This window comes from Flavobacterium sp. SOK18b, assembly GCF_014156605.1.
Lineage (GTDB): Bacteria > Bacteroidota > Bacteroidia > Flavobacteriales > Flavobacteriaceae > Flavobacterium > Flavobacterium tiangeerense.
Genome location: NZ_QKNZ01000002.1, coordinates 1 through 15,011, shown reverse-complemented (window position 1 = coordinate 15,011; position 15,011 = coordinate 1). Strand labels below are relative to the sequence as shown.

At 32.2% G+C, this 15,011-nt stretch carries 18 protein-coding genes; 11 read left to right on the top strand and 7 right to left on the bottom strand.

All coding sequences use genetic code 11. The features are described from left to right. Window positions 1–22: 22 nt before the first annotated feature. Window positions 23–718, top strand: a complete 696-nt coding sequence (locus tag DNC80_RS00465; RefSeq protein WP_086454225.1) for a LytTR family DNA-binding domain-containing protein — start codon at window positions 23–25, stop codon at window positions 716–718. Window positions 719–730: 12 nt separating this feature from the next. Here the strand turns inward: DNC80_RS00465 and priA are convergent, their stop codons facing one another. The 4 genes from priA to nadC form a co-directional block, all read right to left on the bottom strand. Then, on the bottom strand, window positions 731–3,181 hold the full coding sequence (priA, locus tag DNC80_RS00460) for a primosomal protein N' (protein WP_182648308.1): 2,451 nt from the start codon (window positions 3,179–3,181) through the stop codon (window positions 731–733). A 70-nt stretch (window positions 3,182–3,251) separates the two neighbouring features. Continuing rightward, window positions 3,252–3,680: a DUF2147 domain-containing protein gene (locus tag DNC80_RS00455; RefSeq protein WP_182648306.1), complete on the bottom strand. Its 429-nt coding sequence runs from the start codon at window positions 3,678–3,680 to the stop codon at window positions 3,252–3,254. A gap of 63 nt (window positions 3,681–3,743) precedes the next feature. After that, window positions 3,744–4,652, bottom strand: a complete 909-nt coding sequence (locus tag DNC80_RS00450; protein WP_144891857.1) for a YihY/virulence factor BrkB family protein — start codon at window positions 4,650–4,652, stop codon at window positions 3,744–3,746. Then, on the bottom strand, window positions 4,649–5,506 hold the full coding sequence (gene nadC, locus DNC80_RS00445; RefSeq protein WP_182648303.1) for a carboxylating nicotinate-nucleotide diphosphorylase: 858 nt from the start codon (window positions 5,504–5,506) through the stop codon (window positions 4,649–4,651). The genes DNC80_RS00450 and nadC overlap by 4 nt, the downstream gene beginning before the upstream one ends. Window positions 5,507–5,764: 258 nt before the next feature. Between nadC and DNC80_RS00440 the strand changes: the two genes are divergently transcribed. Genes DNC80_RS00440 through rlmH form a run of 3 tightly spaced genes read left to right on the top strand, consistent with a single transcriptional unit; the run spans window position 5,765 to window position 7,278 of the window. Then, complete coding sequence (locus tag DNC80_RS00440) at window positions 5,765–6,220, top strand: hypothetical protein (protein ID WP_182648301.1); 456 nt, start codon at window positions 5,765–5,767, stop codon at window positions 6,218–6,220. 33 nt (window positions 6,221–6,253) lie between these two features. Beyond that, the gene (locus tag DNC80_RS00435) at window positions 6,254–6,745 is read left to right on the top strand and encodes a CIA30 family protein (RefSeq protein ID WP_182648299.1); all 492 of its coding nucleotides are present in this window, start codon (window positions 6,254–6,256) and stop codon (window positions 6,743–6,745) included. Window positions 6,746–6,804: 59 nt separating this feature from the next. Next, window positions 6,805–7,278 (top strand): 23S rRNA (pseudouridine(1915)-N(3))-methyltransferase RlmH, encoded by a 474-nt coding sequence (gene rlmH, locus DNC80_RS00430; RefSeq protein WP_182648298.1) that lies wholly within the window; start codon window positions 6,805–6,807, stop codon window positions 7,276–7,278. A gap of 5 nt (window positions 7,279–7,283) precedes the next feature. Here the strand turns inward: rlmH and DNC80_RS00425 are convergent, their stop codons facing one another. After that, window positions 7,284–7,904, bottom strand: coding sequence for a hypothetical protein (locus DNC80_RS00425; RefSeq protein ID WP_182648296.1), 621 nt, complete (start codon window positions 7,902–7,904; stop codon window positions 7,284–7,286). 3 nt (window positions 7,905–7,907) lie between these two features. After that, window positions 7,908–8,732 carry a dihydropteroate synthase gene (gene folP / locus DNC80_RS00420; protein ID WP_182648294.1) on the bottom strand — a complete coding sequence of 275 codons (825 nt, stop codon included), beginning with the start codon at window positions 8,730–8,732 and terminating at the stop codon, window positions 7,908–7,910. A 159-nt stretch (window positions 8,733–8,891) separates the two neighbouring features. On the opposite strand from folP, the gene DNC80_RS00415 reads away from it, so the two are divergent. The 5 genes from DNC80_RS00415 to tpiA all read left to right on the top strand — a co-directional run bounded on the left by DNC80_RS00415 (window position 8,892) and on the right by tpiA (window position 12,447). Next, window positions 8,892–9,437 carry a DUF1599 domain-containing protein gene (locus DNC80_RS00415; protein ID WP_182648292.1) on the top strand — a complete coding sequence of 182 codons (546 nt, stop codon included), beginning with the start codon at window positions 8,892–8,894 and terminating at the stop codon, window positions 9,435–9,437. A gap of 19 nt (window positions 9,438–9,456) precedes the next feature. Next, window positions 9,457–10,557 (top strand): BT_3928 family protein, encoded by a 1,101-nt coding sequence (locus DNC80_RS00410; RefSeq protein ID WP_182648290.1) that lies wholly within the window; start codon window positions 9,457–9,459, stop codon window positions 10,555–10,557. A gap of 181 nt (window positions 10,558–10,738) precedes the next feature. Beyond that, entirely contained in the window at window positions 10,739–10,930 is a 192-nt protein-coding gene (locus DNC80_RS00405; RefSeq protein ID WP_144891873.1) for a cold-shock protein, read from the top strand. A 217-nt stretch (window positions 10,931–11,147) separates the two neighbouring features. Then, window positions 11,148–11,648 (top strand): TlpA disulfide reductase family protein, encoded by a 501-nt coding sequence (locus DNC80_RS00400; protein ID WP_182648288.1) that lies wholly within the window; start codon window positions 11,148–11,150, stop codon window positions 11,646–11,648. A gap of 46 nt (window positions 11,649–11,694) precedes the next feature. Further along, window positions 11,695–12,447: a triose-phosphate isomerase gene (tpiA, locus tag DNC80_RS00395; protein WP_182648286.1), complete on the top strand. Its 753-nt coding sequence runs from the start codon at window positions 11,695–11,697 to the stop codon at window positions 12,445–12,447. A 52-nt stretch (window positions 12,448–12,499) separates the two neighbouring features. Here the strand turns inward: tpiA and DNC80_RS00390 are convergent, their stop codons facing one another. Continuing rightward, window positions 12,500–13,723, bottom strand: coding sequence for a porin (locus DNC80_RS00390; RefSeq protein WP_182648284.1), 1,224 nt, complete (start codon window positions 13,721–13,723; stop codon window positions 12,500–12,502). Window positions 13,724–13,815: 92 nt separating this feature from the next. Between DNC80_RS00390 and prmA the strand changes: the two genes are divergently transcribed. Further along, window positions 13,816–14,652 carry a 50S ribosomal protein L11 methyltransferase gene (prmA, locus tag DNC80_RS00385; protein WP_182648281.1) on the top strand — a complete coding sequence of 279 codons (837 nt, stop codon included), beginning with the start codon at window positions 13,816–13,818 and terminating at the stop codon, window positions 14,650–14,652. 42 nt (window positions 14,653–14,694) lie between these two features. Continuing rightward, window positions 14,695–14,970: an ATP-dependent Clp protease adaptor ClpS gene (locus DNC80_RS00380; RefSeq protein WP_182648279.1), complete on the top strand. Its 276-nt coding sequence runs from the start codon at window positions 14,695–14,697 to the stop codon at window positions 14,968–14,970. The last annotated feature ends 41 nt before the right edge of the window (window positions 14,971–15,011 follow it).

Sequence of the window (15,011 nt, the reverse complement as noted above, 5' to 3'; positions counted from 1 at the left end):
ATCTAATAAATAAAACTTTATTATGAAATTAAACTGTGTAGTAGTCGATGATAGTTCTATACAAAGAATGATTATCGCAAAGTTAGTAAATAACCATCAAAATCTTAATCTTCTTGGAGATTTCTCTAATGCTATTGAGGCTAAAAATTATATGTCTATTCATGATGTTGACCTTATCTTCTTAGACATTGAAATGCCCGTAATAAGTGGTTTTGATTTTTTAGATGGTTTAAAAACGAAGCCACAAATCGTTTTTATTACATCAAAAGCAGAGTATGCTATGAAAGCTTTTGATTATGATGCTACGGATTATCTTCAAAAACCAATTGCAATAGACCGTTTTAATGCAGCAGTAAAAAGGGCAATTGACAATTACCAATTAAAGAAAGAAAACAAAGAGGAAGAAGGAGAACATATTTTTATAAAAAGCAACCTTAAAAAGCTTAAAATTTTTACATCCAAGATTAAATGGATAGAGGCTTTTGGTGATTATGTAAAAGTTGTTACTGAAGACGATAGCAATTTAGTCCTTTCTACAATGAAAGCATTTGAAAACGATTTACCCAAAGATAAATTTGTTCGCGTACACAAATCATATATTATTAATATAGACAAAGTAGAACGATTTAACAGTAAGTTCGCTGAAATTGGATCAACTAAAATCCCTTTAAGTCGTCATAAAAAAGAGGATTTAGTTAAAGCTTTATCGTTTACCTAGATCATCATACTATCAATAGTAGTCAACATTTAGAATTACTTTAATCGCTCTAAATTGAGCAACAGCCTCAAAACTATTCATTATTTTATGGATAGTTTTTTTTGTGTTTACAAGAGATGTAGTATTCGGAATTTTAATGAGTATTGTACGTATGTATTCATTCCTAATTCTACTTATTGCTGGTTCCTCCGGCCCTAATACTGGCATATTCAAATTTTGACTTAATACCTGATATAACCAAGCTGAACCTTCGTTAACTTTGTCATAATTACGCTGTTTAAGTGTTAGTTTGATCAACCTAAAATAAGGAGGGTATTTATAAATTTGACGGTCATACAGTTGTTCCTGATACATTCCGTTGTAATCATTATGAGTTACTTGTTGTATTGTATTGTGATTGGGATTATAGGTTTGAATAATTACTTTACCTTGTTTTACAGATCGTCCCGCACGTCCTGCAACTTGAGTCATCATCTGGAAGCTTCTTTCAAATGCTCTAAAATCTGGATGAAATAACATATTATCAGCGTTCAAAATTCCTACTAAAGTAACATTATCAAAATCCAACCCTTTGGCAAGCATTTGAGTACCAACTAAAATATCGATTTCTCTATTTTTAAAACTATCAATAATTTTTTCAAAACCAAATTTTCCTCTTGTAGTATCTTGATCCATCCTACCTATTTTTGAATTTGGAAACAAAACAGCTAATTCTTGTTCTATTTGCTCCGTTCCAAATCCTTTTGTAATCAAATCCAAACTTGAACAAGCATGACAATTTGTAGGCTTAGCCATACTATAGCCACAGTAATGACAGCGCAATTGATTCTTATTTTTATGAAATGTCAAACTTACATCACACTGCTGGCAATGAGGCACATGCCCACAAGTAATACACTCCATTACAGGAGAATAACCTCTCCTATTTTGAAACAAAATAACTTGCTCGCCTAAAACTAGTGCATCCGTAATAGATTGAATAAGATCATCACTAAAATGACCTTGCATTTTCTTTCTAAAATACTTATCTTTTAAATCAACTAATTCTATTTGTGGCATCATCACATTTCCATGACGCTGGCTAAGTTTTACCAGTCCAAACTTACCTGATTTAGCATTGTAATACGTCTCTATACTGGGAGTAGCAGATCCTAATAAAACCTTAGCTTTATAGGCTTGAGCCAAAACTATAGCTGCATCACGTGCGTGATAACGTGGCGCAGGATCAACTTGTTTGAAAGTTTGTTCATGTTCTTCATCAACAATTAGCAATCCTAAATTTTGAAAAGGTAAAAACAAAGCCGACCTGGCTCCTATTATTACCTGTGCTTTATCAGATTTTTGTAAAACTTGATTCCAAACCTCAATACGTTCATTATTATTATACTTTGAATGAAAAACAGCTACTTTATCACCAAAATAAGCTCTCAACCTGCCCACTAACTGCGTAGTCAAGGCTATCTCTGGAAGTAGATACAAAATTTGATTTCCTGATTTAAGGTATTCTTCTATGAGCTTTATGTAAATTTCAGTTTTTCCGCTAGAAGTTACTCCATGCAACAAACAAACCTCCTTAGTAGAAAAATCATCTTTAATTTCACTTAATGCAAGCTGCTGATACGTATTTAATTCAAGCAAATCCTCATTCAATTTACCTTCAAAAAGCACTCTGTCTTGTTGTAAATAATAATCTTCAAAAATCTCTTTCTCAATTAATGCCTTTACAATTACAGAAGACGAATGGCTTACTTCAATTAATTTTTTTACAGTAATAGGTTTCTTTTCAGTTGCACTTATTTGAAAATAAGACATCACAACATCTCTTTGCTTTGCAGCATTTTTTAAAGTTTCTAACAATTCATTCAATCCCTGATTCGAATCAAATTTAGGATGCAATCGAACATAGCGAACCAACTTAGGCTTATAATTTTCTTGAACTTCTTCATGAAGAACTAGAATATTTTTATCAACTAATTTTTGAATAACAGGAAAGATATTTTTTTTATTCAAGATGGAAATTATATCCTGAATTTTCAAAGAACTTTGTTGCTGAAGTGCTTCGTAAACAAGGAACTCATCATCTGATAATTGATTAGGATCAACAAAAGAATTACTTTTTTGCGAGATAACTGTTTCACTCTCTAGAAGCAAAGCGCTTGGCAATGCTCCTCTGTATACATCCCCAATAGCACACATATAGTAGGATGAGATCCATTGCCAATGCTGAATTTGAATTTCAGTTACTATAGGAGCTTCATCAAGAATTTGGTTTATGTCTTTAGCGTCGTATAGCGAAGGTTGATTTTGATGAATTTCTACAACAAGTGCCGTGTAAACTTTACTTTTCCCAAACGGAACGGCAACTCGCATTCCCTTTTTTAGAAAATGGAATTCAACTTCAGTTACAGCGTATGTAAAGGTTTTAGCTAAGGAAAGCGGTAAGATTACTTCAACAAAATACATCAATTTTACAATTAAGAGTTATGAGTTTGAGTTATGTAATATAGTAAACTCATAACTCTTATTGTTTTTATTATCTAACTCTATTCCAGGTTTGTGTTCTTCCAAACAAAGATACGCCAATGTAACCGCGAACATTTAGTTTGTCATTCCCTTCAAGAGCAATAAAACATTTATACTGCTTACCTGTAACTGGATCCAAGATTTTTCCTGAATTGTATTCTTTACCATCTTTTTTAAGACCTTTGATGATAACTAAACCCATAATAGGTTTATTTTTCTCTTCTCCTGTACATGCTGTACAAACACTTTTCTTCTTTTCTACATCAATAATATCAATGATTTTACCATAAATCATCCCTGATCGTTCGTAAATTTCTACAATAGATTTGGCTTTGCCGGTTTCATCATCAATAGTTTTCCATTTTCCTAAAACTGATTGATTTTGACCATAAAAACACACGGAAAAAAATAATGCAATAATTGTAATCGTATTTTTCATTTTCTTGATTTTTGCGCCTTTTATTAGGCGACGCTGTCCAAAACAGCTTTTATAATTAAACACTTACTCACTCTTTAATTTCAACTTATTGATGGTTGCATTCAACTCAAATCCTAAAAGTAAAATCATGCAATTGATCCAGATGTAAAACATCAATATTAATAAGGTTCCTATTGAACCGTACAATTCATTGTATTTTGAAAACTTTACAACCCAAATACCAAATAGATACGAGTCTAAAATGATCAAAATTGTGGTAAAAACTGAACCAATTGATATGAAAGCCCTATTTTTATCATGTTTTGTTCCAAATTTAAACAAAATGGAAGTAGTCATTAAAATCATCAAAATAACGAAGGCATACCTTCCTAGAACTATCAATTGAATTTGATCACTAAAAACTGTCTTCTGCAAAAGCACTTCAAATACAACGATAGTTGCAACCGTTACAATTAACAAAAAAGACAACAACATTGACATTCCCAAAGCAACAATATATTGTCTAATAAAACCTCTTTTTACCAGTACATGCCTAGAAGTTTCAAAACCTCCTAAAATTCCATTTAATCCATTTGCCATTAAAAAAATAGACAAAATAAATCCAGATGACAATAAACCTGAGTCACTGTTATTCAAAATATCACTTATTATTTTATAAATGGCATCATACGTATTTGGCGGCACTCCATCTTTTACAAATAGCAAAAAATCTTCTTGAAAACCATCAATAGGTATGAACGGAATAAGATTTAATATAAACAACGCAAAAGGAAACAAAGCCATAAAAAAACTAAATGCAACAGCACTAGCATGATAGGTTACCGCACTTTCAATAATCCCTATAACGTACAGTTCAATTAAATAATAAAGAGACAAGCCTTGTAGCCATGGTAGTTTTATTTTTTTTAAACCAATAACTACATTCCTTATAAGAGGAATTTCAAGTAATCTGTCTTCCGTTTTTTTACTCATATTGCTTTTAAACTCAAATCCATGTTATAAACTGAATGTGTTAAAGCCCCTGATGAAATATAATTTACGCCACACTCTGCATAATTACGAATCGTTTCTTCATTAATATTGCCTGATGATTCTGTTAAACACTTAGATCCAATTAAAGCTACTGCTTTTTTAGTATCCTCAAAATTAAAGTTATCAATCAATATTCTGTAAACTCCATCGTTTTCCAAAATTTCTTTAATTTCTTCTAAATTTCGAGCTTCTACTATAATTTTTAAATCTAGATCATTAGCCTCTAGAAATGCTTTAGTTTTGGCTATAGCCAAAGAAATTCCACCAGCAAAATCATTGTGATTATCCTTAAGCATTATCATATCATACAACGCAAAGCGATGATTTTCTCCTCCTCCAATTTTTACGGCCCATTTTTCACAAGCTCTAAAGCCTGGTGTGGTCTTTCTAGTATCTAAAATTTTTGTATTTGTACCTTCAAGCAAAGCAACAAACTTCTTAGTTTTTGTTGCTATAGCTGACATGCGTTGCATGGCATTCAAAACAACGCGTTCTGATTTTAAAATGGATTGAGAACTACCCGATACATAAAACACAACATCTCCTTTAACTACAGCAGCACCATCTTCAATAAAGGTTTCAACAATCAAGCGAGGATCAACATATTGAAAAACCATTTTAGCAAATGCTACTCCTGCAATGATACCATTTTCTTTTACTAATAATTTAGCTTTACCGCTAGCCGTCTCAGGAATACAAGCTAAAGAGCTGTAATCACCAGGCCCAACATCTTCTCTAATGGCATTTTCGATAAGTAATTGTAACTCTTCTTGAAATTTTTCTTCGCTAATCATAGTAAAAAATTTAACTGCTAAAGTAAGATATTATTTCTCTAAAATAAAACATCTCAAGCGCCTTATTTTAAAAACTGTTGCTTAAAAGTGTAACCAATTGATATTTTGACTAAACCCCTTTTTCAATACGAATCAAATAAAAAAATGCAACCATCAATAAACTTGAAACTATTCATCAACAAGATTTGAAATTTAAGAAAGCCTCCTTGTTAAACTTTGTGAATTTTGTATCTTTGAAATGAATTTTTTGAACCTATCATGAAAAAAATATACGCTTTAGCACTCCTATCTAGCTTGTTAATTGTTTCTTGTAAAAAAGAAGCCGAAACGACTCCTATTCTAAAAAAGAATGTAGTCCCATTTACTGAAGTGGGAAATCAAATGAAAAATGAAGCCGCAATTGCAAATCAGCCTCAACAAAAAGTATTAACAAACTCGGTGCCAAATACTGCTCCTGTACAAAAAGGTATGAATCCTGCGCACGGACAACCAGGTCATCGATGTGATATTCCTGTAGGTGCACCTTTAAAAAGCACTCCTGCTCCTAGCACTCCAACACCTAGACCACAAACTGTAACTGCACCTGTAAACACAGTTACAACTGTTACAAAACCTGCAGAAAACACTGTTACTCCCGAAGGGATGAATCCTCCTCATGGTCAAGAAAACCATAGATGTGATATTGCTGTAGGAGCTCCATTACCTAAACAATAGTTGTTAGGACTTTAATTATTTATACACTTGTAGATGGAACCATTACTGCTATTTCATTTTGATCATAGTTGTGACTTGTCACAATGGAGAATTGTAAATGACTCCGTGATGGGTGGTGTATCTAGTAGTTTCATTATCTGTAATACCGATGGGAAAGGCCTCTTTACTGGAACTGTTTCTTTGGAGAATAACGGCGGTTTTTGTGCTGTAAAATACACTTTTGATTCGTTATCATTGCAAGATCCAAAGTCATTTTCTGTGAGATTAAAAGGTGATGGAAATGTATATCAATTTAGGGTGAAAAATAAAATAAGCGAAGCTCATTCTTATGTTTTTGCATTTGAAACCACAACAGATTGGCAAACTATAAATATTCCCATCAGTGAATTGAAACCAGCGTTTAGAGGTCAAAAACTGAACTTACCGCAATACAATGGAGAAAACTTAGAAGAAATTACTTTCTTAATTGGCAATAAAAAAAATGAGACTTTTGAGTTAGCAATAGAAAGCATTACTATCATATAGGTATTACAATCGCCAAGAAAAAAAACTTAATTTTTCTTTGTGAATTATAAAAAAATCAGATGAATATTAAACTAATAGCCATTGGCAAAACAGACAATAAAGAATTGCAATCTTTAATCAATGATTACACCAAACGAGTGTCCTTTTACATCAAATTTGATTTAGAAATTATTCCTGACATCAAAAATGTAAAGAATTTATCTGAAAGTCAGCAGAAGGAGAAAGAAGGAGAATTGATTTTAGCAAAAATAAATCCTACTGATCAACTTATTTTGCTAGATGAAAATGGGAAAACCTTTTCGAGTGTACGTTTTTCCGAAGAACTTCAAAAGAAAATGAATTCTGGAGTAAAAACTTTAGTTTTTGTTATTGGCGGTCCTTATGGTTTTTCAGATACTGTTTATGCTAAGGCACAAGGAAAAGTATCATTGTCTTTAATGACTTTCTCCCATCAAATGGTTCGGTTGTTTTTTATAGAGCAATTGTATCGCGGCTTCACGATTTTAAGAAACGAACCGTATCATCATCAATAACTAGCTTAATAAATAAATTCTTGATTGGTTTTAGAGTTTAATTTTGAACTTTCAAGTTGAATTTTATTTTGCAAATAATTACCAAATGTCATGTTTTTATCAAAACAAAAAAAGTAGTGGCTGGGTTTATTATTTGATATTTTTTCTAAATAAGATTTCAGCTCTTCTTGCTTAACCAAGATACCATCAACTAAAATTTGATTGTTTGCTTTAAAAGTTACAGCAACTCTAGCATTTGGTTTTTCCGCTTTATAATACACATTTGTAAAAGGAATAAAAGCTAGATTTTCACCAATTGTATCTGCGTAGGAATAATAATTTTCGGCCTTTTCATTCTTGTGTGCTTTATCTTCTTGCTTTTTTTGTTGCAATTTTATTATTTCTGGAATTACGAGTCGTAACGGTAAGCGTTTGTCAACATTTAAAATCCAATTGGTCGAAATAATACTGTTTTTCCTGTTCACTACGGCAAGTGTATCCTTGCCCTTTGTTCTAAAAAAAATATAAATGGGTGATAAATCAGTTACCTCCTTAACAATAGTCAAATTAGACTTTGGTAACAAAACCTCCTCTTGTTTTCCGCATGAAAACAGCACAAATAATGCTAATACTATAAAATATTTCATCTTTTAAGAATTAAGCTTGTTGTACAAAGTCACGCATTCCATCGCTTCTTTTACATCATGAACACGAAGAATTTTGGCACCCATGGTCAATGCTAAAGTATTCATAACGGTTGTGCCATTGAGCGCGTCCTGAGCTGTACAATTTAATGATTTATAAATCATAGACTTTCTTGAAACCCCTACTAAAACAGGTACATGTAAACTAGAAAATAATTCTAATTTACTAAAAACTTCAAAGTTTTGAACCGTAGTTTTGGCAAAGCCAAAGCCAGGGTCTACAATTATATCATTAATTCCTAAAGCTCTAGCTTGTGCTACTTTTTCAGAAAAATAAAATATCATTTCTTTTGCAATATCATCATAATCAGTGAGCGACTGCATAGTTTGAGGATTTCCCCGCATGTGCATCATTATGTAAGGAACGTTATACTTAGCGATGGTTTCAAGCATTTTAGTGTCTAAATTCCCTGCGGCAATATCATTTATTAGAGCTGCTCCACTCTCAATTGTGGCTCGAGCAACTTCGCTTCTAAAAGTATCTATGGAAAGGATTGTATCTGGAAAATGTTTTAGAACCAAATCTACAACAGGCACAATTCTAGAAATCTCTTCCTTTTCCGAAACAAATTCAGCATTTGGCTTACTAGAATACGCCCCAATATCTATAAAAGTTGCACCTTCAATCCGCATCTTCTCGACTTGAGAAAGAATATCAGATTCATGTTTATATTTTCCTCCATCAAAAAAAGAATTAGGTGTTACATTTAAAACTCCCATTACTTTGGGCGTTGACAAGTCAATAAGTAATCCTTTACAATTAATAGTCATTATGTGTGTTTCAGTGTTTGTTTGTAGGTAAAAGTGCAAATGCCAACATCATTTACATTCAAGTATGATAATCAAAGTATGGTTAAGCGTTTTTGTACTTTGTACTTCAATCTTAATTCTTTACTTTTGAAAAAATTTGAATACAAATATACATCAATAATGAAGAATACTTCAAAAGAATATGACGGGGTTATAACCATATGTCGTACACTATTTGTTAACAAAATGAAAGATTACGGTTGTGCTTGGCGCATACTTAGACTTCCTTCGTTGACAGATCAAATTTACATCAAAACCCAAAGAATTAGAAGTTTACAAGAAAATGAAGTTCGTAAAATTGATGAGGACGAAACTGGAGAATTCATAGGAATTATAAACTACTCCATCATGGCTTTGATTCAGCTTGAACTTGGAGTAGCAGATCAACCCGATTTAGAAGTGACACACGCTACTCAATTATACGATGCTAAAATTGAATTGACTAAAAAACTCATGGAGGATAAAAATCATGATTACGGAGAGGCATGGCGTGAAATGCGCGTAAGTTCTCTTACTGATTTGATTTTACAAAAATTACTTCGCGTGAAGCAAATTGAAGACAATAAAGGAAAAACATTAGTCTCTGAAGGCATTGACGCTAATTATCAAGACATGATAAATTATGCTGTTTTTGCCTTAATTTTAATGGGTTTTGGAAATAAATAAGAACTACTAAGTACTCAATATGAAAAATATTATAACTCAATTTTCAAGAATTTTTGTTGGAATCCTGTTCATTATTTCAGGATTGATAAAACTCAACGATCCGATAGGCTTTTCATACAAACTAGCGGAATATTTTAGCGAACCCGTTTTAAATATGCCTATTTTTATACCGCTTTCATTATCACTTGCCTTATTCCTTGTGATTCTAGAGGTGGTTTTAGGGATCATGTTGCTCATTGGTTACAAATCTAAATTTACAATTTGGAGCTTACTTATACTCATTGTTTTGTTTACCTTTTTAACCTTTTACTCCGCTTATTTTAATGTGGTCAAAGATTGTGGTTGTTTTGGCGATGCTTTAAAGCTAACACCTTGGCAATCCTTCACCAAAGACATTGTCTTATTGTTCTTTATACTTGTCTTGTTTTTCAACAAAAAACTAGTGAAACCATTATTTCCTGGAATTCTTCAAAACGCTATTTTTGTATTGAGCATCTTAGCTTGTTGCTTCTTGGGATATTGGGTACTTAACCATTTACCTGTCATTGATTTTAGACCATACAAAGTGGGAAACAACATTCAAAAAGGAATGCGAATTCCTGATGGTGCTCAAAAATCAGTTGTTGAAATGATTTTCATTTACAAAGTGGGTGCTGTAGAAAAAGAATTTACCGAAAAAGATTTGATGTCAATTCCTGCAGGTGCTGTTTTTGTGGACCGAAAAGACAAAGTAATTTCTGAAGGGTACGTACCTCCTATTCATGATTTTACAATGGAAAAAGACGACACTGATTATAAGGATGAATTTCTTCAAGAACCAAAACTCATAATGATTACAGCGTATGACTTAGATTTAGTCGACGCAACTGGGATGCAAAAAGCAGAAAAGCTAAAACAAGAGGCTGTAGCCAAAGGATATAAAGTAATAGGTTTAACTGCCTCTGCTCCAGAAAAATTAGAGTCTGCTAAGAAAAAATTCAATTTTACATTTGACTTTTATTTTTGTGATGCCATTACGGTTAAAACCATTGAAAGAGCAAATCCAAGTATCATAATCCTAGATAAAGGAACTGTCATTCAAAAAGTTCATCATAATGATATTGATCAATTAAAATTATAATTTCATCCTATGTTTCAAGAAAAAAGTCTTAAAGTAAATACCCTTTAAGACTTTTTTGTTTTTGTAGCTTTTTGAAAAAATACTACATTATTATCAAGCATTTATAATCTTTACAACTTTAAATAGAGTTACTATCAATTTTAATTGTAATTTTATTCTTTATTAATAAAAAAACAAAAACATGAGTAAAGGAGTAGTTAAATTCTTCAATGAAGCTAAAGGGTTTGGATTCATTACAGAAGAAGGTTCAGGAACAGATCATTTTGTACATATTTCTGGTATAGTAGATCAAATTCGCGAAGGTGACACAGTAGAATTTGAATTAGAAAATGGAAAAAAAGGATTAATTGCAGTCCAAGTTGTAGTAATCTAACATTAGGTACACTAAAAAATTAAAGCTCGTTGGTTTTTCCATCGAGTTTTTTTTTGCTTCGAGCTCTCATTCTGAGATAGCGATACATCAAAATAATTGCACGATCTTAAACTATATCGATATTGTAGTATTAATTTCGAAAAATGACATCAAATTCTATTTTTAGGACTACAGCTTTCAAATTCTTTGATTAACTTTGTTTAAAACAAATATAAAAATGAAAAAAATAATAGCTTTATTAGTAGTATTTGCAACCTTTTCTTGCACTACAAATGCTCAAAAAACTGAATTCACAAAGAAAGCATTGACCGAAACATTGTTAGCAACTAATGGCAGTCAAGTAGCATTCAAAAACATTCTAAAAAAACACAAAGGAAAAACACTTGTTATAGAAGTATGGGCTTCATGGTGTGGTGACTGTGTAAAAGCAATGCCGAAATTAAAAGAGCTTCAAGCAAGTAATCCAGATATTGATTATGTATTTATATCAATGGATAAGACTGCCGATAAATGGAAAGAAGGAATTGAAAAACACCAACTAAAAGGCGATCATTATATGGCTAATGACCAAATGAAAGGTGTATTTGCTAAAGAAGTTGATGTTGACTGGATTCCGAGATACATTATAGTGGACAAAAATGGAAAAATTGTTTTGTACCGAGCTATAGAGACAGATTTTGAAAAAATAAATGAAACTTTAAAAAGTTTAAAAAAATAACAATCAAAATGCTTTTAGCATTATAAATTTATAAGATAACCGTACCATGAGAAAAAAAATTGTAGCTGGAAATTGGAAAATGCATAAAAATGCAGAACAAACTGAGGATTTATTGAACGAGTTAATTGCAAAGTTACCAACTGAAACAAATGCACATGTTATGGTTGCACCTACATTTGTTAACCTAGCATCAGCAGTGGATCACTTAGAGTTTACCAATATTGAAGTTGCAGCTCAAAATCTTCATGCAGCAGAGGGCGGTGCATTTACTGGAGAAATTTCGGCAGATATGTTGAAAAGTGTAGGTGTTACAAATGTCATCTTGGGTCATTCAGAAAGAAGAGCTATGTTTCACGAAACTGACGCTGTGATTGCTGCAAAAGTGGATACTGCTTTAAGACATGAAATGACTGTTTTATTCTGCTTTGGAGAAGAATTAAAAGACAGACAAACTGGAAACCATTTCAACATAGTAGAAAATCAATTGCGTGATGGATTGTTTCACATTGAAGCAAAAAATTGGGACAAAATTGTTTTGGCTTATGAACCCGTTTGGGCAATTGGAACTGGAGAAACAGCATCTCCAGATCAAGCACAAGAAATGCATCAATTCATAAGAGAAACCGTAAGAAAATCTTTCGGAAATGATATTGCTGACAATGTATCTATACTTTACGGTGGTAGCGTAAAACCAGACAATGCTGTTGAAATATTCTCAAAGCCAGATGTTGATGGAGGATTAATAGGAGGAGCAGCATTAAAAGCTGATGATTTTGTTGCAATTGTAAATTCAATATAAATCCATATAATCTTAAACTAAAAGCGGTACATTCTAGATGCACCGCTTTTTTTTATATCCCAATTTCTATTTGAAAGCGCAAAAACCAATTGTTTCTTTTGTCTCCATTAAAATAATGAAGTGTATCAAAAGTGAGTTCACTTTGAACTTTAAAAGCATGTTCCCAAATATACTTAGTCACACCGATACTGTATTGTTTTGCATTAGGAGCTAAACTTTTAATATCATCACCCACTTTTTGACTGGAGAAACGACTTATGAATTCATAATTTGATGGGAAATTATAACTCAATTGATAATCAAATCCTTCACCAACAAAAGCATAACTCACCTGAGAAATATCTAATGGATTGATAGTAATTGCATTTTTTGATGTTGAACGTGACATATAACTCGACATTGCAGCCCACCCATTGTACTTGAACATGGCATCAATCAAAACTGATTTCATAGTTCTTTCTTGGAATAAATCATTTCCAAGTTGACCTTGTGTACGTTTTGCATTATTATTTTGTTGAAAAGCACCAGACAACATAAATTTAGGTTTCTTTTCGCGAACAATATCTCCCTCAAAATAAGTCCCATCTCTTGAAAAAGCTCCAAACGGCAATAGCTCTACTTTTGTGGTTACTGCAATACCTGCATCAGCATTTCCGGTTATATTACGTCCTTCTCCAGTTGATAACGCTCCTTTGAAATTATAAGAAAAATCATTTTGAAATTCATTGATATTGTGCACCTGAAAACCAAAATCCCTATCAATTGTAAACTTAGAATTATTAATTGATCTGTCTGTAAGTTGCAATCCTCCCGAGGAATTTACACGTTGCCTATTGCCGGGAAGTTTTGTTTGACCAAAACTTAAATTCCAATTTTTGTTCGGTCTATAAAAAACAACTGCGTCCCTAATTATATTTAGATTTTCACCATCTTTGATTTCGCCTACATCACCCGGAGCAAATGAAAGTTGAATAGCATATAAAAACTTTGGCGAACCCACATACCCATCAAAACGTAATCTCAACCTGCGTATTTGACCGTCGTATCCTGCTGGTTCATCTTCATTATTTATGTAGGATACTCTGTTTTGTATTCTAAAACGAATATTCATTTGAAATAAACTATCAGGAGATGTAATTCCAATACCTTTTCCAAAACTATAATAAGGCAAAGCTGATAATTTTAAATCATTATCTGCTTTGTTTTGTTGTATTGAAACCTGAGCAAAAACAACTACTCCAATCATAAGGAATAGCAGTAAAATAAGTTTTTTCATTATAAAACACTGTTTGATGCACAAATGTAAAATAAATTTTAAATTACAAATGCCAATTAGTGCGTGATTCTTACCTTTGCAAAAAAACTATCATGTCAAACATATATATTGGATATCATTTTACAATAAGTCCAAAAGAAATCGGATCTGAAATATTAATAGCTGAATTAGGAGAAAAAGCATTTGAGAGCTTTACCGAAACTGAAAATGGAATTTCTGCTTTTGTTCAGAAGGATTTGTGGGACGAAATGATTTTGGATGACATTCAAATATTGCAATCTGAGGAGTTTACAATTGATTACACTTTTGAAGAAATTGAGCAAGTAAACTGGAATGAAGAATGGGAAAAAAACTTTGATCCTATTGATGTCGATGGAAAATGCCACGTTCGAGCGCCTTTTCATCCAAAAACCGATGCAGAATATGATATCATTATAGAACCGAAAATGAGTTTTGGAACGGGTCACCATGAAACCACACACATGATGATTCAGCATTTATTAGAAATAGATGTTACCGGAATGAAAACACTTGACATGGGTTGTGGTACTGCCATTCTTGCCATTCTTGCCGAAATGAAAGGAGCTCAACCGATTGATGCTATTGATATAGACAACTGGTGTTATCTTAACTCAATAGAAAATGCAGAACGCAATAATTGTACTCATATTACCGTTTATGAAGGTGAAGCTTCATTACTTGAAGGTAAAAATTACGATTTAATAATTGCAAATATCAACCGTAACATTTTACTTAATGACATGAGTGCGTATGTAAAGAGTTTAAACACAAACGGAACCTTGCTCCTAAGCGGCTTTTATGAAGAAGACATCCCTTTTATTGATGCTTCTTGTCAAGAAACCGGTTTGAAATATGTTAAAAAATTTCAAAGAAACAATTGGGTCTCTTTAAAATATGTAAATGAGTAGTATTATTTTTTTATTAATTACGAAAGTATAAAAACCTACAAAATGAGTATTAAAGAAAAAGTAAGAGAAAGAGTAAGTTTAAAAGAATTAATTAGTTTAGACAATGAAATAGTAGTTTACAACGATGATGTAAATACTTTTGAGCATGTAATTGAAACTTTAATCCGAGTTTGTAATCATACTCCCGAACAAGCAGAACAGTGTTCCTTAATTGTACATTATAATGGGAAATGTACCGTAAAAACGGGCCCATACGATAAATTAAAACCACAATGTACTCAATTATTAGAAGCAGGGTTAAATGCGGAGATAATTTAAGAATAATAAAACTTCACTTTATGAAATAAAATACTGTGAAT

What these genes read in the sequence shown, in the direction of transcription:
- DNC80_RS00450 (WP_144891857.1), bottom strand. Translation starts at nt 4,652, where the DNA reads ATGAGTAAAAAAACGGAAGACAGATTACTTGAAATTCCTCTTATAAGG.
- DNC80_RS00435 (WP_182648299.1), top strand. Translation starts at nt 6,254, where the DNA reads ATGGAACCATTACTGCTATTTCATTTTGATCATAGTTGTGACTTGTCA.
- prmA (WP_182648281.1), top strand. Translation starts at nt 13,816, where the DNA reads ATGTCAAACATATATATTGGATATCATTTTACAATAAGTCCAAAAGAA.
- DNC80_RS00410 (WP_182648290.1), top strand. Translation starts at nt 9,457, where the DNA reads ATGAAAAATATTATAACTCAATTTTCAAGAATTTTTGTTGGAATCCTG.
- folP (WP_182648294.1), bottom strand. Translation starts at nt 8,732, where the DNA reads ATGACTATTAATTGTAAAGGATTACTTATTGACTTGTCAACGCCCAAA.
- DNC80_RS00380 (WP_182648279.1), top strand. Translation starts at nt 14,695, where the DNA reads ATGAGTATTAAAGAAAAAGTAAGAGAAAGAGTAAGTTTAAAAGAATTA.
- DNC80_RS00390 (WP_182648284.1), bottom strand. Translation starts at nt 13,723, where the DNA reads ATGAAAAAACTTATTTTACTGCTATTCCTTATGATTGGAGTAGTTGTT.
- tpiA (WP_182648286.1), top strand. Translation starts at nt 11,695, where the DNA reads ATGAGAAAAAAAATTGTAGCTGGAAATTGGAAAATGCATAAAAATGCA.
- priA (WP_182648308.1), bottom strand. Translation starts at nt 3,181, where the DNA reads ATGTATTTTGTTGAAGTAATCTTACCGCTTTCCTTAGCTAAAACCTTT.
- rlmH (WP_182648298.1), top strand. Translation starts at nt 6,805, where the DNA reads ATGAATATTAAACTAATAGCCATTGGCAAAACAGACAATAAAGAATTG.
- DNC80_RS00455 (WP_182648306.1), bottom strand. Translation starts at nt 3,680, where the DNA reads ATGAAAAATACGATTACAATTATTGCATTATTTTTTTCCGTGTGTTTT.
- DNC80_RS00400 (WP_182648288.1), top strand. Translation starts at nt 11,148, where the DNA reads ATGAAAAAAATAATAGCTTTATTAGTAGTATTTGCAACCTTTTCTTGC.
- DNC80_RS00440 (WP_182648301.1), top strand. Translation starts at nt 5,765, where the DNA reads ATGAAAAAAATATACGCTTTAGCACTCCTATCTAGCTTGTTAATTGTT.
- nadC (WP_182648303.1), bottom strand. Translation starts at nt 5,506, where the DNA reads ATGATTAGCGAAGAAAAATTTCAAGAAGAGTTACAATTACTTATCGAA.
- DNC80_RS00415 (WP_182648292.1), top strand. Translation starts at nt 8,892, where the DNA reads ATGAAGAATACTTCAAAAGAATATGACGGGGTTATAACCATATGTCGT.
- DNC80_RS00425 (WP_182648296.1), bottom strand. Translation starts at nt 7,904, where the DNA reads ATGAAATATTTTATAGTATTAGCATTATTTGTGCTGTTTTCATGCGGA.
- DNC80_RS00405 (WP_144891873.1), top strand. Translation starts at nt 10,739, where the DNA reads ATGAGTAAAGGAGTAGTTAAATTCTTCAATGAAGCTAAAGGGTTTGGA.
- DNC80_RS00465 (WP_086454225.1), top strand. Translation starts at nt 23, where the DNA reads ATGAAATTAAACTGTGTAGTAGTCGATGATAGTTCTATACAAAGAATG.